The following is a 15,023-nucleotide window of genomic DNA, read 5'->3' as shown; positions in this document are numbered from 1 at the left end:
ATAGATAAGCAATCCTTTTAATATTGAAGAGTATCAATGAGTAAATCTACTATGAAGCCGGGCCCTATTACCCTAGATGTCATGGGTCTTGAACTGAATGCAGAGGATTGCCGCCGCATAAAACATCCCCTGACTGGTGGCGTTATTTTGTTTGGTAGAAACTTTGCCAATCGTCAGCAGCTGAGTAAGCTGACGGCACAGATCAAAAGTTTACGCCCCGATGTATTGATCTCCATTGACCATGAGGGTGGACGGGTACAGCGTTGTAGGGTTGATGGTTTTACGCACCTACCAGCCATGCGTCGATTAGGTGATTTGTGGACGGCCAAGGCTAAAGGTATCTATCCTGCTCAATCTGCAGCTACTGCAATGGCTGCAGCCACTGCTTGTGGTTATGTTCTTGCTTCTGAATTGCGATCTTGTGGTGTGGACTTTAGTTTTACCCCAGTCTTGGATTTAGATTTTGGTCGTAGCGCAGTCATTGGCGATCGCGCTTTTAGTCGTGATCCACAAATTGTATTTGCCTTGGCTAAAAGTCTTAATGAGGGTTTGCGCTTGGGCGGCATGGCCAATTGTGGAAAGCATTTTCCGGGTCATGGTTGGGCTGAGGCCGATTCTCATGTGGCTATTCCAGTAGATGAGCGTTCATTAAATGAGATCCTCAATGATGATGCCAAGCCCTATGATTGGTTAGATTTAAGTTTATCGGCTGTCATGCCAGCGCATGTGATTTATCCAAAGGTAGATAAACATCCCGCTGGATTTTCTAAGGTTTGGTTGCATTCTGTATTACGTCAAGACTTGGGATTTGAGGGGGTAATCTTTAGTGATGATCTATCGATGGAGGGTGCTAGTGTTGCGGGCTCTGTTGTGAAAGGTGCCCAATTAGCGCTTGATGCTGGATGTGATGCGGTGCTCATTTGTAACCGCCCCGATCTCGCCGATCAATTACTCAATGAGCTCACGGTGACAAAAGCGAAGCAAGCTGAGTCGATGACTCGTTTAAATCGTCTGATGCCTCAATCTACAGCGCTATTGTGGAGTCCTCTACAGATGGAGGCTGAGTACCAACACGCTAAGGGCCTACTCAAGCAGCTTAAGCTTATTCAGTAATCAATAGTCGATAAGCCATGCAGCATTAAAAAAGCCCGGCATGCCGGGCTTTCTGCTGATGAGTTTAGGCGCTGCCGATCAGTTGGCGCGACTACGGTATTCACCGGTACGAGTATCGATTTCGATCTTGTCGCCTGTGTTGCAAAACAAAGGCACTTGTAGCTCGTAGCCTGTAGCTAATTTTGCCGTCTTTAGTACCTTGCCTGAGCTGGTGTCACCTTTGACTGCTGGCTCTGTATAAATAATTTCACGAACCAAAGAATTCGGCATCGCTACAGAAAGAGCCTTACCTTCATAGAATACAACTTCACATGGCATACCTTCTTCTAGGTAATGCAATGCATCACCCATGAAATCAGATTCCACTTCGTACTGGTTGTATTCGGTATCCATAAAGACATACATTGGATCTGCGAAGTAAGAGTAGGTGCACTCCTTCTTATCAAGGATCACAACGTCAAACTTGTCATCCGCTTTAAATACGCCTTCGTTTGGCGCTCCAGAAAGCAAGTTTTTAAATTTCATTTTCACAACAGAAGAGTTGCGGCCTGAGCGGCTGTATTCTGCTTTTAAAATGACCATGGCATCGGTGCCGATCATTACTACGTTACCTACGCGGAGTTCTTGTGCTGTTTTCATCGTGCTAGTCCTGATTGCAGAGTAAATGATCTGCGGTTTGTCTCAAAAACAAGATTGTAACCGCCCAGCAGCCTAATCTGCACAAGATCAGGCTACAAAGCTAAGTAGACGGGCAGCTAGACCACCATCAGCCTGTTTTTTCAGTAAATCAGCGCGCCAAGCCTGCGCATGGGTATTCCAAGGCTCTAAAGAGCGCATCCACTGGCTGGGTAGAGCCCATGTCATTGCAGCGGTAATTGCGATTCTCAGATCTGGCGGACTCTCCTTTAAATATAAATCCAGAAAAGCGGCCAGTTTGACTTCATGAGCGCGATCCTCTTGTGGGTAGATGTTCCATATAAAGGGCTTGCCTGCTAGTTGTGCCCGAATAAAGGAATCCTCCCCTCGAACGATGTTGAAGTCGCATTGCGAGAGTACCCAGTCGTATTCATCTTGGGATACAAAGGGAATAGAAATCAGTTTGAGGCAATCGGGGAGTGTGATGGTGTTGCCGGCACTCAGTCTTAATTGCTCTAACTGACCATGCGTTAAGACAATATCTATGTTTTCACCCAATGCGCCAAGGTCGCTTAGCCACTTTAGTAAAGGGGCGCTTGGATAGCAGAAGATGCTAATCCGCCTGGTATTAGGCCGTAATTTTGACCAGCCTTTTTTAAGACTTTGCGGTGTGGGCGCTTTAACTAATTCCGACAGATTCGGAATGGGGTCGAGCAAAATACCGCCGGCATTCGTCTGAAAGCCTGGAAAGAAAAAATATTTAGAAAGGCCGTGCCCCTGCGGGGAAGCCTTTCCATGAAAATCCACCACCCAAGGTTCGGCACTGAGATACTCTAAGTTAATGATGATGGGCTTTTTGGGGGCAATGAGAAGGCCTGCAACATAACGCTCGGGTAATTTGCATCCAAAAGCCTCTATAACAATATCGGGCGTAATAATGGGGCGGCGATTATGATCTAAGCTTGCTTCCCAGGGTAGTAATTGGATCGATCGTTTGAGTTGATCATCCACACCAGAAGCGAGTAAATTAAGAGTTTGCAGGTCGTCACAAAAAATACGCACTTCTTGGCCGTGAAGGCTTGTTAAGCTTCTCGCTAGACGCCAGCAAACACCAGCATCACCATAGTTATCGACGATTTGACAGAAAATATCCCAACGCATGAGTAATTCGCTTTTTGAAACCCTTTATCAGGATGTTAAACGGCTGCCCGGATTGCCGGGGGTCTATCGTTTCTTTGATGAAGCGGGACATATTTTGTATGTCGGTAAAGCGCGCCACCTCAAAAAACGGGTCTCTAGCTACTTTCAGCGAACGCAGCTTTCGCCCCGTATTCAGTTGATGGTGGGCAAGATTGCTCGCTATGAAACTACGGTAACACGCTCAGAAACAGAAGCATTAATTCTTGAGAACAATCTCATTAAGGAGTTGGCCCCGCCTTTTAATATCTTATTTCGAGATGATAAATCGTATCCGTATGTGATGTTAACAGGGCATCAATTTCCGAGATTAACTTCCTATCGAGGAAAGATTGACAAGCGGAATCAATATTTCGGGCCATTCCCCAATTCATGGGCGGTACGGAACAGTGTGCAAATTTTACAAAAAGTCTTTCGCCTGCGCACCTGTGAAGATTCAGTATTTAAGAACCGCAGTCGCCCCTGTTTGTTGCATCAAATTCATCGTTGTAGTGCACCATGCGTAGGGCGCTTGAGTGTTGAGCAATACGGCCAAGACGTAGCGCAAGCAAGTCGTTTCCTAAAGGGAGATCACGGCCGAGTCTTATCTGAGCTTGAAAAAGAAATGCACGTCTACAGCGAAGCAATGGAGTTTGAGATGGCTGCAGTCTTAAGGGATCGGATTGCTGATCTCTCTGGTGTCTTACAGCAACAATCGATGGATACAGTAGCTGATGGTGAGGGTGATGTGGATGTCATTGCCGTTGCGCAAATGGAGGGTGTCGTTTGTGTGAACTTGGCCATGATTCGAGGTGGGCGTCATTTAGGCGATCGCGCTTATTTTCCGAAAGGCTTACGCTCCCAAGCGGGTGAGTTACCTCCGCCCACAGAAATTTTAGAGGCGTTCATTGCTCAGCATTATTTAGAAGACAAAGTGGAGGATAGTGAAGCTACGACTAATCTCATACCCCCAGTCCTTATATTGAATCACCCTTTACAAAGAGCAGGCGATGATGGGGTGGTATTAGATGAGGCGCCTCCAGAAAGCTTGCATGATCTTCTGAATGCGCAGGCGGGTAAGCGCATTACGTTTTTACATCAACCTCAAGGACAGAGGCGCCACTGGCTTTCAATGGCAGAAGGGAACGCCAAGATTGCTATCGCTAAACGGCTAGTAGAGACTGGCGGTCAATTAGCCAGAGCAAGGTCGTTAGCTGATATTTTAGGGCTCGAGTTAGAAAGTCTAGAGCAACTTCGAATTGAATGTTTTGATATAAGCCACACCTCAGGCGAGGCAACGCAAGCTTCTTGCGTGGTGTATGCAAAAAATACGATGCAAAATAGTGAGTACCGTCGCTTTAACATTAACGACATCACGCCGGGCGATGACTACGCAGCGATGCGCCAAGTATTGCAGCGACGCTATGCAAATTTTCAGGAGCTGCCGGTTGAGAAATTGCCTCAAGTCATTCTGGTGGACGGAGGTAAAGGTCAGGTAGAGATGGCAAGACAAGTACTTTCTGAATTCGGTATGGATATTAGTTTGATTGTGGGTGTTGCCAAAGGGGAAGGGCGTAAGGTTGGCCTAGAAACCTTAATATTTGCTGATGGCCGTAAATCTCTAGAGTTGGGTATTGATAGCCCCGCCTTATTGCTGGCTGCCCAAATTCGAGATGAAGCCCATCGCTTTGCTATTACAGGGATGAGGGCGAAGCGCGCAAAAGCCCGAACGGTCTCACAGTTGGAGGAGATTGAGGGTATTGGCGCAAAGCGTCGCCAAAAGCTGCTCGCCCGCTTTGGAGGGCTGCGCGGTGTATCTAATGCCACGATTGAGGAACTAGCTGGTGTCGAAGGCATATCTACGGCCTTGGCTGGGCAAATTTATCGACAGCTACATTGACTTCCCCAGACCAGTCCATTGGTTTATCCTTGAGTTATGCCTTTTAATCTACCTATTGCGCTGACTTGGTTGCGCGTTGCCGCAATCCCGCTTTTGGTTGCAGTGTTCTATCTTCCCAATGGCTGGCTTTCTCCCTTTGAGAAAAATATTGTTGCCACGATTATTTTTGTATTCGCTGCACTGACTGATTGGTTGGATGGTTTCTTGGCGCGCCGCATGAAGCAGGAGTCGGCGTTTGGTCAATTTCTTGATCCTGTGGCGGATAAGCTCATCGTTGCTGCCTCGCTATTAGTACTGCTCAATATGGATCGCGTTCAGGTCTGGGTGGCCCTCATTATTATTGGACGTGAAATCACCATCTCCGCTCTTCGGGAGTGGATGGCGCTCTTGGGAGCTGGAAAAAGTGTTGCCGTTCATCTGGTGGGGAAGTTAAAAACGACTGCACAACTGATCGCCATTCCTTTTTTATTGCTGAATGACACTTTATTTGGTTGGCTAGATTGCGCCCGATTAGGGACTTGGCTTATTTGGATTGCTTGTTTTTTAACGCTTTGGTCGATGTTCTATTACTTGAAGAAGGCCTTACCTCAGCTGATTGATAAAGCCCAATAAAGGCTGTCGCCTCAATTTATAAAAGGCTCTAGCAAATAATGCAGGCCTAATGTTGCTTGTCTTTGCAAGTATTAGTGACCTTTGGCCAAATGTTTGTTAAACTGTCGCCCTGTTATGCGGGAATAGCTCAGCTGGTAGAGCGATACCTTGCCAAGGTATAGGTCGGGAGTTCGAACCTCCTTTCCCGCTCCAAGTTCGATGGGAAGCCCTGAAAAGCTTCCCATTTTTGATTTTAGTTTCTGGCGCGTTGGCCGAGTGGTTAGGCAGGAGCCTGCAAAGCTTCGTACGGGGGTTCGATTCCCTCACGCGCCTCCAGTGATTTAGTTTGGCGGTGATGATATTGCACCTAAAATATTTTAAGAAAAGTATTTCGTCATATCTATTATTGGAGCAAGAGCATGATTCAATTACGTCAATTAAAAACCATTGCTGCAATGGCAGTAGCTGCATTGCTGTTGCCTGCCTGTGTATCCTCAGGCGATTCGCCAACCGGCACTCCAAGTGAAGTACAAGAAATACAAGCACAACTGTTGGGTGACATGCCTTTACCTGCGGCATCCAGGATTATTGGCTCTGATTCGCTAATCATTGGGCGCGGCGATAGTTGGGTGGGTCGAGTTGTCTTATCGGGCGTGCAATCTCCCACAGACATTTACGCCTTCTTTCAGGCGGAATACCCCAAGGTAGGTTGGACGACGATTAGTGCGGTGAAGTCTAAGACTAGTATTTTGGTTTTTACTAAAGGTGATCGCACATCTACGGTGGAAGTGACTGAGGGTTCTTTTGCTGGTCCAAAGACCATCATCACTATTACCGCATCGCCTAAAAATGCCAATGTGATTGCGCCGATTAAAAAGTAACTTTTCCCTGCAATTGAAAAAGGCCTCTTAATGAGGCCTTTTGTTTTAGAGTCTGCGGCTTACAGCCCGCCAGCCCGAATTAACCCAACTGCCTGTCCTTCAATAGCAAAATTTGATTGACGGCTATCCACGAGAATATTTTTGAAGTCAGGGTTTTCAGCTTGTAGCTCCACCACCATACCGCCTGCAGTTTGCTTTTGGTTCCAACGTTTGACGGTAACTTCATCGTCTAGACGAGCAACAACAATATCGCCATTGCGAACTTCAGTAGTTTTCTTTACTGCCAAGTAATCGCCATCCAAAATCCCTGCATCACGCATGCTCATTCCGACAACTTTCAGCAAGTAGTCTGCACCCTTGCTAAATAAGCTTGGGTCAATCGGTACTTGTTTTTCAATATGCTCGATGGCCATGATGGGAGAGCCTGCAGCGACACGACCAATAAGGGGGAGTGTGAGTTGTTGAAGCGCGCCAGAGGGCAAAGACATCTGGCGATATTTATTTGGATTATGCGATTGATTAAAGCGCTGTGGAATCCGAATGCCACGAGAGGTTCCTGGGGTCAACTCGATATAGCCTTTTTTTGCCAAGGCTCGTAAATGTTCCTCGGCTGCGTTAGCCGATGCAAACCCTAGTTGGGTGGCAATTTCTGCCCGCGTAGGTGGGGAGCCGCTTTCATCAATGGCATTGGTAATTAAGTCCAGAATCTGACTTTGGCGTGAAGTCAGTTTTGGGAGGGCAGTCAGCTCCTCAGTAAATTCGACTGTATTTATATCCATACTGGGATTGTATACAGCACAAATTGATAATTCAAGGAGTTTAGAGGGGAAGAAGCAGAAGATAATGCGATATGAGTCTATATTCACCAAATACTGAGCAATCCCCCCATATCTTGATTTTAGGTATGGGCGGCACTATTGCAGGGATTGCCCCAAACCCTGAGCAGAACCCCTTGCAATACCGTGCTGGACAGGTCGATATTCAAGATCTAGTCAGTCAGATTGAAGAGGCTGTTCCTGCTGGCTTAAAGCTGATTACTCGCCAAGTCGCTAACATCAATAGCCGAAATATGAGCGAAGAGCTTATGACGGAGCTTGGTTTGGTGGTTCAGCAGGCCCTCAATGATGCTGCGGTAAAAGGGATAGTCATTACTCATGGCACCGATACGATGGAAGAGACGGGTCTATTTCTTCAGGCGACATGTGGAAAATTAGCGCTTAAGCAAAGTAAGAGGGTGATTGTGACTGGCTCTATGCTTCCGAGTAACGCACCACATGCTGATGGACCATCCAATCTACTGGATGCCCTAAGGTGGGCATCCACCCCGCCCGAAAACTGTCCGGGCGGAATTTATGCGGTGCTCAGTGGGCGCGGTTGTTTGGCGATGGATTTATCAAAACGCCATGCTACAGCCTTGAATGCCCCCATACAGAGCTCCCCCTCTAGCTCTGTAACCTTGATTAACCCCTCATGGCTTTCTGGAGTGAAGGCGGTTCAGGCTGCCTGGATCGAAGATTTTCCGATTCCTGGTGCGGGTGATTGGCCCTGGGTAGAGATTTTGACCAGTCATGCCGGTGCTCGCAGTCAAACTATTAGTCACTGGCTTACAAGCAAGGTTGAGGGATTGATTCTGGCGGGCTCTGGCTCAGGGGGGTTTCACGATGCCTGGAAAATCCCTTTAGAAGGGGCCCTTTCAAAACAAGTTGCCTTAGTTAGAACGAGTAGGACGGGGGCTGGGGATACTTTAGCCAATATCCCAGAAATAGATTTAGCGGGATGCATGGCTTCAGGGGCGCTTTCTGCTCCCAGGGCCAGAATTGCCTTGCAACTGGCACTCTACGCAGCACAGCAAGCAAAAATAGCCGGTAAAGCCCTGACTTGGCAGGATTTTTTTGCTAGAATAGCGAACTTACCAGTAATTCGGTAGGGCAGTAAAAATAGCAGTAAATATGCAGTAACAATGCAGTTAATTCGTTGTAAGCAATACCTACAATTTGTTACTACCTTGTCACACTGGCGCTCATTTCACAACCATCAGAAATGAGTAACAACACCAGGTGACTTTATCCTTAAGGAGTGTTTGATGCGTCATTATGAAATCGTCTTTATCGTCCACCCGGACCAAAGCGAGCAAGTACCTGCAATGATTGATCGCTACAAAGCGACATTAGCTGCAGCCGGTGGCAAGGTCCATCGTATCGAAGATTGGGGTCGTCGTCAGATGGCTTACATGATTGATAAGCTTGCTAAAGCCCATTACGTTTGTATGAATATTGAGTGCGACCAGAAAACACTGGATGAGCTCGAGCATGCATTCAAATTTAACGATGCTGTTTTGCGTCACCTCATTATCAAGACGAAGAAAGCTGAAACTGAGCCTTCGATCATGATGAAAGAAGTGAATCGTGAAGAAGCGCGCAAATCAGCTCAAACCGAAGCTCCTGCAGTTACTGCAGCAGCAGCGGCTTAAGTTAGAAATTTGAAGAGGAAGACAAGGATTAGAGAGCGGATCAGAGTATTGGAGCGGCTTTGAATCATTTCAGCCTTACTGCACTCTTGGTATCCAAAGACGCCATTCGATTTACCCCAGCCGGAATACCCGTCATGCATTGCCAGCTAGAACATAGCGGCGAAGTTAGCGAAGTAGGAGTAGCTAGGAAAATTCAGATGAACGTTGAAGCCATAGCAATCGGCCCAATACAAAAGGGTCTAGAGCAAATGGATTTAGGAGCCCAGGCAGTATTTGAAGGATTTTTAGCGCCAAAGTCTCTACGCAATCAAAGACTAGTTTTCCATATCACCCATATTCAATTGAAAAATTAAAGAGGAAATCATCATGGCGTTTGGAAAGAAACCCGATTTCAAAAAGAAACCAGCTCAGAACCCATTGTTCAAGCGTAAGCGTTACTGCCGTTTCACTGTTGCTGGTGTAGAGCAGATTGACTACAAAGATGTCGATACATTGAAGGACTTCATTGGCGAAAACGCCAAGATCACTCCTGCACGTTTAACAGGTACAAAAGCAAAGTATCAGCGTCAACTAGACACTGCTATTAAGCGTGCTCGTTACTTGGCTTTATTGCCATTCTCCGATCAACACAAGAAATAATTAGGAGCCCTCAATGCAAATTATTCTTCTAGAAAAAGTAATCAACTTGGGTAACCTTGGCGACATCGTTCGCGTTAAAGATGGTTACGCTCGCAACTTCCTTATTCCTCAACGCAAAGCCCGTCGTGCTACTGAAACAGCTATTGCTGATTTTGCAGTTCGTCGCGCCGAGTTAGAGAAGTTAGCTGCTGAGAAATTAGCTGCTGCGCAAGTGGTCAGCACAAAGCTCAAAGACTTAGTTCTCGAGGTTCGTCAAAAAGCGGGTGTCGACGGTCGTTTGTTTGGTTCTGTAACCAATCATGACATCGCTGATGCTTTAAAAGCTAAAGGTTTTGTGATTGAAAAGGCTTCTGTACGTATGCCTACTGGCCCATTAAAAATGGTTGGTGATCACCCTGTAGCGGTTGGAGTTCATACCGACGTTGTGGTCGACATCACTATTCGTGTTGTTGGTGAGCAAGCGTAATTTTTTAATCAGTAAGCTAGCCTCATGGCTGAATCCCGCACCCGTCCCCTTATGCCTAATTCCGGCATGATGGGGTCTGGGGATCCAGTCATTCAGGCTTTAAAAGTACCACCACATTCTGTAGAAGCCGAGCAGTCTTTGCTCGGCGGTCTGCTGATCGATAACGCAGCCTGGGATCGCCTAGGCGGAGTGTTAACAGATAAAGATTTCTATCGCCCTGAACATGCTTTGATCTATAAGGTCATTCAACGTTTGGTTGGTGATAATCATCCTGCTGACGTCATTACTGTTCATGAGGCTGTTAAGTCTGAGCAGGGTGGTGATTTGGTTGGGATAGATTACCTAAATTCCCTAGCGCAAAGCACACCAAGTGCCGCAAACATTAAAGGCTATGCCGATATTGTGCGTGATCGCAGTATTCTGCGTCGCTTGATTGAAGTATCTGACAATATTGTCAACTCCGCATTTGTCCCCGAAGGGCGTTCTGTCAGAACACTGTTGGATGAGGCGGAATCTCGTATTTTGCAAATCGGTGAAGAGGGTAGTCGCAAAGCTGACTATCTTGAAATTGAACCCCTTTTAAGAACTGTTGTTGCCCGTATTGATGAGCTTTACAACCGTCAAGGCGGCAGCGATATCACTGGTATTGCCACTGGTTTTATTGACCTGGACAAGCAAACGAGCGGCCTGCAAAAAGGTGACCTCGTCATTGTTGCTGGAAGACCCTCCATGGGAAAAACTGCGTTCGCCTTAAATATTGCAGAGAACGTAGCATTAGCCGAAGGTCTACCAGTCGTGGTTTTCTCGATGGAGATGTCAGGTGAGCAGCTGGCTTCTCGTTTGTTGGGCTCTGTAGGGCGCGTTGACCAAAGCAGAATGCGAACGGGAAAATTACAGGACGATGAGTGGCCACGCGTTACGGATGCGATCGCACGACTCAGTAATACCCAAATTTTGATTGATGAGACTGGCGCTTTATCGAGCCTAGAGTTGCGCGCGCGCGCGCGGCGGATTGCTCGCAATTTCGGTGGCACGCTAGGCCTCGTTGTCATTGACTACTTGCAGCTCATGAGTGGATCAGGTTCTGAGAATCGTGCAACAGAAATCTCTGAGATTTCACGCTCCCTCAAATCCCTGGCAAAAGAATTGCAATGCCCGGTTGTTGCCTTGTCACAGTTAAATCGTGGTCTTGAGCAACGTCCCAATAAGCGGCCAATCATGTCTGATTTGCGAGAGTCGGGTGCGATCGAGCAGGATGCTGACTTAATTATGTTTATCTATCGTGATGAGGTTTATCACCCAGATACGACAACTGATAAAGGAATGGCAGAGATCATCATTGGCAAGCAGCGTAATGGACCGATTGGTACTGTACGATTAAGCTGGCAAGGTCCTTATACCAAGTTTGATAATTTGGCAGCAGGTTCTATCGGCTACTCTAGTGGTGGGTACGAACCTTTCTAAGTTCCATGACCACGTAAAATAAAAAAAGCCTCGCATTGATAGCGAGGCTTTTTGCGACTAATATGCAATAAAGCTTAAGCGCCTTCGCATTTCTTGATGGAGGCTGCTTTAGCTGCGCCATAGAGTGGCTTTCCATCTTTGCTCACTGCCTTGGCTTCACAGCCTTTATCAATCGCTGCGCCACCCATACATTTTTTAATGGATGCATCTTTAGCGGCTCCGTATAAAGGCTTACCTTCCTTACTAACTGCATTCGCTTCGCAGGCTGCTTTATCGGCTAATGCTATAGAGGGAATGGCAAAGCTTAGGGCAATACTCAAAGCGATGATGATTTTCTTCATTTTGACTTCTCCTGGTTGGTTATTGCGAAATTAAATTTGTTTCATGATCATATTTTGTGAGGCAATCGGCGCCGGGAAGCCGGCAGCAGTCAATGATTCACTCATGACGCGATTGCTATCGAAATACACCTGCCAATAATGATCGTTACTGCAGTATGGCCGCACTGCCAATACCGGGCCAACCAGATTGAATTCTAAAATATTGACCTCCACGGCTGGATCTTGCAATACATTCGGTATGGCGGAGATCTTTTCACGTAATAGCTGCATTGCAGCTATTTGATCGGCAGCCCCAGAAATCTGGCATTTGAGATCAACGCGGCGATAAGGACTATGACTAAAGTTCTGAATAGTACCGCCCAAAATATTGGTGTTACCAATCATGGTGGCGATATTGTCAGGGGTATAAATAGTCGATGAAAACAAGCCAATCTCTTTGACTATTCCTGTAACACCACCGGCAGTAATAAAGTCACCGACTTTAAAAGGGCGAAGCACAATCACAAATACACCCGCTGCGAAATTAGACAGTAGGCCGGCCCATGCCGCGCCGATTGCAATACCGGCAGTTGCTATTAAAGCGGCAAAGCTGGTTGTCTGAATTCCAAAATAACCCAAGATGCCAATCACCAGCAGAATATTTAAGGTAACCGAAACAACGGAACCAACATAACGAAGAATCGTTGGATCTAGATGCTGCTGCTCCAATCCCCTGCGAAGAATGTTTAAGGCAACTCCAATTAACCATCTACCAATAACCCAAAAGATAATGGCGGCTAATATCTTGAGGCCAACATCTGTGCCAACTGTTACTAAAATCTGTTGAATGTGATTTAAATCAATGTCTTGCATTAGGATTTTCCTGATGATTAAGTAAGGAGTTTGTAAATAATAATAACTATTATTTCTGATTATTAGTTAAAGAGGTATTAGCCTTGGAGTGAATGGGCTCTTACCTTAAAACTCGAATATTTACTCTCTATGCATATAAGTAGCGGCATGTAGCTGTTATATGATCTAAACGGGAAGGCAGTCATTGCTACTTAGATGGCGGGCTTGTAATTTAGTTCAGTTGATTTGCTGAGGTTAATCTTCTGGCCTCAGTAAATCGAGCGGCCCAATAAGGTGTCGTGATGTATTCCAGGCGTACTGTTCCACCCGCGCTTGGCGCATGCACGAATCTACCTTGCCCAACATAAATTCCGGCATGGGAGTATTTTTCACCTGTCGTATTAAAAAAGATGAGGTCACCTGGTGCGGGGGCTTGGTTGTCGACACTTTTGCCTTTGCTGCTCATCTCCTGAATAGTGCGAGGCAGTTTAATGTTTGCCGATTTGTTGTAAACGTAAGCAATAAGACCGCTACAGTCAAATCCTGCCTTAGGATTATTCCCCCCATATCGATAGGGAACACCTACCAAGCCTATCGCAGCAATAGAAATATCTTCTGTTCCAGCGCTAGCATCTTGTTTAAATTGACTCACCTTGCTGGCATTGGAGCGGGCATTGAATGAGCTGCAGCCTTGTATTCCGAATATGAGACTGATGGTGATGCCGCACCCGATCAGAGTGCGGCATAAGGAGGTTTGCTTAGAGTGCTTCAGCAGCATGATCTGCAAGGCGAGAACGTTCACCACGGGCCAAGGTGACATGACCACCATGACGCCAGCCTTTGAAACGATCTACAACATAGGTCAGACCTGAGGAGCCTTCAGTGAGGTAAGGTGTGTCGATTTGAGCAATATTTCCAAGGCAAATAATCTTGGTTCCAGGTCCGGCACGCGTTACCAGAGTTTTCATTTGCTTAGGCGTTAAATTTTGCGCTTCATCAATGATGACAAACTTGCTTACAAAAGTTCTACCTCGCATAAAGTTCATGCTCTTCACTTTAATTCTTGAGCGAATTAATTCTTGGGTGGCAGCGCGACCCCATTCACCAGCATTATCTTCATTACGCTGTAAGACCTCAAGGTTGTCATCAAACGCACCCATCCAAGGCTGCATCTTCTCTTCTTCGGTGCCCGGTAGAAAGCCGATATCTTCGCCAACGGGGACAGTTGCACGCGTGATGATGATTTCGTTATAGCGCTTGCTATCCAGAACCTGTTCTAGACCTGCTGCCAATGCAAGAAGTGTTTTTCCGGTACCCGCTTGACCAAGCAAAGTAACGAAGTCTACCTCAGGGTTCATGAGAATATTCATCGCAAAGTTCTGCTCACGATTTCGTGCCGTCACACTCCAGACATTGTTTTTCTGGTGTGAATAATCCTTCAAAGTTTGTAGTAATGCAGTCTTGCCGTTGATCTCTCGTACCTGAGCATAAAAGGGTGTTGAGCCATCCGGATTTTCTTGGTAAACAAATTGATTGACCAGCATGCTTTGAACGGTGGGGCCGGATACTCTATAAAACATCGTGCCAGATCTTCCATCGGCCCAGCTTTCCATGTCTTTACCGTGCTTTGGCCAAAAGTCTGCTGGTAGCGCTAAAACACCCGAGTACATCAAGTCACGATCTTCGAGAACTTGGTCGTTAAAGTAGTCTTCTGCAGGCAATCCTAAGGCACGCGCTTTAATGCGCATGTTGATATCTTTTGATACCAACACTACCTCTTGGCCTTTACGTGTTTTTTGAAGTTCGCTCACTACTGCCAGAATAAGATTGTCCCCCTTACCCTCAGGAAGACCCTCTGGTAATGTCAGCGTAGTTAATTTAGTCTGAAAATACAGTCGGCCCGATACGTCTTGGTTACCTAGTTTATTCAGAGGGATACCTTCATCCAATGTGCCACTAGTTCCAGCCACTAATTGATCTAGTGACCTACTGACAGTGCGAGCATTACGAGCAACCTCAGTCATTCCTTTTTTGTGATTGTCTAATTCTTCCAGAGTGGTCATCGGAAGAAATAGATCATGCTCAGAGAACCGGAATAAAGAACTTGGATCATGCATGAGCACGTTGGTATCCAGGACAAACAGACTTGGAGGCCCGGAACGAGTCATGCGCCTTTGTTTTTCTGGGGCAATGACAGGTTTATTTCCAGTACGCTCTATTCGTGGGGGACGTTGATCACTCTTCATTTGCTCGAGCACAACCTCTACCTCAGAAAAATCTTCAGCATCATTCGCCCAAGCCGGACTATCGCTTTCCAGCACAAGTGTTTTTACCGGGGCGGGAGGCCTCTTCAAATTAGGAGTGTCCTTAGCGCTCAGCTTGACTTGACCAGCAATTTGAGTGGGAATGGGGGGTAATGGCATGTAACTCTCCTAAAAGAAAAAACCGCCATGCAAATTGCAGTGACGGTTTATAGCGAAATTCACTTTAAAACGATCGATTAAACGGGGTGAGG

The 15,023-nt window shown here is 46.5% G+C and carries 17 protein-coding genes and 2 tRNA genes; 12 read left to right on the top strand and 7 right to left on the bottom strand.

Going from position 1 to position 15,023, the window contains the following annotated elements:
• The first annotated feature begins 36 nt into the window (after positions 1–36).
• Positions 37–1,113 (top strand): beta-N-acetylhexosaminidase, encoded by a 1,077-nt coding sequence (gene nagZ, locus QUD86_RS06325; RefSeq protein WP_286295997.1) that lies wholly within the window; start codon positions 37–39, stop codon positions 1,111–1,113.
• Positions 1,114–1,191: 78 nt separating this feature from the next.
• Here the strand turns inward: nagZ and efp are convergent, their stop codons facing one another.
• Together efp and earP are read right to left on the bottom strand one after the other, a co-directional pair.
• Positions 1,192–1,752, bottom strand: coding sequence for an elongation factor P (gene efp / locus QUD86_RS06320; protein WP_286295994.1), 561 nt, complete (start codon positions 1,750–1,752; stop codon positions 1,192–1,194).
• An 87-nt stretch (positions 1,753–1,839) separates the two neighbouring features.
• Positions 1,840–2,910 (bottom strand): elongation factor P maturation arginine rhamnosyltransferase EarP, encoded by a 1,071-nt coding sequence (gene earP / locus QUD86_RS06315; protein WP_286295992.1) that lies wholly within the window; start codon positions 2,908–2,910, stop codon positions 1,840–1,842.
• Here earP and uvrC point away from each other — a divergent pair.
• From uvrC to QUD86_RS06290, 5 genes are all read left to right on the top strand, one after another.
• Positions 2,909–4,825, top strand: coding sequence for an excinuclease ABC subunit UvrC (gene uvrC / locus QUD86_RS06310; protein WP_286295991.1), 1,917 nt, complete (start codon positions 2,909–2,911; stop codon positions 4,823–4,825). The genes earP and uvrC overlap by 2 nt on opposite strands.
• Before the next feature lie 36 nt (positions 4,826–4,861).
• Positions 4,862–5,437: a CDP-diacylglycerol--glycerol-3-phosphate 3-phosphatidyltransferase gene (pgsA, locus tag QUD86_RS06305; protein ID WP_286295989.1), complete on the top strand. Its 576-nt coding sequence runs from the start codon at positions 4,862–4,864 to the stop codon at positions 5,435–5,437.
• Between the two features lie 116 nt (positions 5,438–5,553).
• Positions 5,554–5,629: transfer RNA gene (locus QUD86_RS06300), tRNA-Gly, on the top strand.
• A gap of 49 nt (positions 5,630–5,678) precedes the next feature.
• Positions 5,679–5,752: transfer RNA gene (locus tag QUD86_RS06295), tRNA-Cys, on the top strand.
• Between the two features lie 83 nt (positions 5,753–5,835).
• Positions 5,836–6,297 (top strand): hypothetical protein, encoded by a 462-nt coding sequence (locus QUD86_RS06290; protein WP_286295984.1) that lies wholly within the window; start codon positions 5,836–5,838, stop codon positions 6,295–6,297.
• 59 nt (positions 6,298–6,356) lie between these two features.
• Here the strand turns inward: QUD86_RS06290 and lexA are convergent, their stop codons facing one another.
• Positions 6,357–7,076 carry a transcriptional repressor LexA gene (gene lexA / locus QUD86_RS06285; RefSeq protein WP_286295982.1) on the bottom strand — a complete coding sequence of 240 codons (720 nt, stop codon included), beginning with the start codon at positions 7,074–7,076 and terminating at the stop codon, positions 6,357–6,359.
• A gap of 71 nt (positions 7,077–7,147) precedes the next feature.
• Here lexA and QUD86_RS06280 point away from each other — a divergent pair, with 71 nt between their 5' ends.
• From QUD86_RS06280 to dnaB, 6 genes are all read left to right on the top strand, one after another.
• Positions 7,148–8,224 carry an asparaginase gene (locus QUD86_RS06280; protein WP_286295980.1) on the top strand — a complete coding sequence of 359 codons (1,077 nt, stop codon included), beginning with the start codon at positions 7,148–7,150 and terminating at the stop codon, positions 8,222–8,224.
• A gap of 156 nt (positions 8,225–8,380) precedes the next feature.
• Positions 8,381–8,767, top strand: coding sequence for a 30S ribosomal protein S6 (rpsF, locus tag QUD86_RS06275; protein ID WP_100378911.1), 387 nt, complete (start codon positions 8,381–8,383; stop codon positions 8,765–8,767).
• 59 nt (positions 8,768–8,826) lie between these two features.
• Entirely contained in the window at positions 8,827–9,120 is a 294-nt protein-coding gene (gene priB, locus QUD86_RS06270) for a primosomal replication protein N (RefSeq protein ID WP_100378910.1), read from the top strand.
• A gap of 13 nt (positions 9,121–9,133) precedes the next feature.
• Positions 9,134–9,406: a 30S ribosomal protein S18 gene (gene rpsR / locus QUD86_RS06265; RefSeq protein WP_011902267.1), complete on the top strand. Its 273-nt coding sequence runs from the start codon at positions 9,134–9,136 to the stop codon at positions 9,404–9,406.
• 13 nt (positions 9,407–9,419) lie between these two features.
• Positions 9,420–9,872, top strand: a complete 453-nt coding sequence (gene rplI / locus QUD86_RS06260; protein WP_100378909.1) for a 50S ribosomal protein L9 — start codon at positions 9,420–9,422, stop codon at positions 9,870–9,872.
• A gap of 24 nt (positions 9,873–9,896) precedes the next feature.
• Complete coding sequence (dnaB, locus tag QUD86_RS06255; RefSeq protein ID WP_286295955.1) at positions 9,897–11,336, top strand: replicative DNA helicase; 1,440 nt, start codon at positions 9,897–9,899, stop codon at positions 11,334–11,336.
• 74 nt (positions 11,337–11,410) lie between these two features.
• Here dnaB and QUD86_RS06250 read toward each other — a convergent pair whose 3' ends face one another.
• The 4 genes from QUD86_RS06250 to QUD86_RS06235 form a co-directional block, all read right to left on the bottom strand.
• The gene (locus QUD86_RS06250; protein WP_286295954.1) at positions 11,411–11,677 is read right to left on the bottom strand and encodes a hypothetical protein; all 267 of its coding nucleotides are present in this window, start codon (positions 11,675–11,677) and stop codon (positions 11,411–11,413) included.
• A gap of 30 nt (positions 11,678–11,707) precedes the next feature.
• Positions 11,708–12,529 (bottom strand): mechanosensitive ion channel family protein, encoded by an 822-nt coding sequence (locus QUD86_RS06245; RefSeq protein WP_286295952.1) that lies wholly within the window; start codon positions 12,527–12,529, stop codon positions 11,708–11,710.
• A 211-nt stretch (positions 12,530–12,740) separates the two neighbouring features.
• On the bottom strand, positions 12,741–13,337 hold the full coding sequence (locus tag QUD86_RS06240; RefSeq protein WP_286295950.1) for a C40 family peptidase: 597 nt from the start codon (positions 13,335–13,337) through the stop codon (positions 12,741–12,743).
• Positions 13,267–14,931 carry a PhoH family protein gene (locus QUD86_RS06235; protein WP_286295948.1) on the bottom strand — a complete coding sequence of 555 codons (1,665 nt, stop codon included), beginning with the start codon at positions 14,929–14,931 and terminating at the stop codon, positions 13,267–13,269. Before QUD86_RS06235 ends, QUD86_RS06240 begins: the two co-directional genes overlap by 71 nt.
• Positions 14,932–15,023 lie beyond the last annotated feature (92 nt).

It is taken from the genome of Polynucleobacter sp. TUM22923 (assembly GCF_030295705.1).
Lineage (GTDB): Bacteria > Pseudomonadota > Gammaproteobacteria > Burkholderiales > Burkholderiaceae > Polynucleobacter.
The sequence above is the reverse complement of the archived record's forward strand: the minus strand, read 5'-3'. Positions and strand labels throughout refer to the sequence as shown.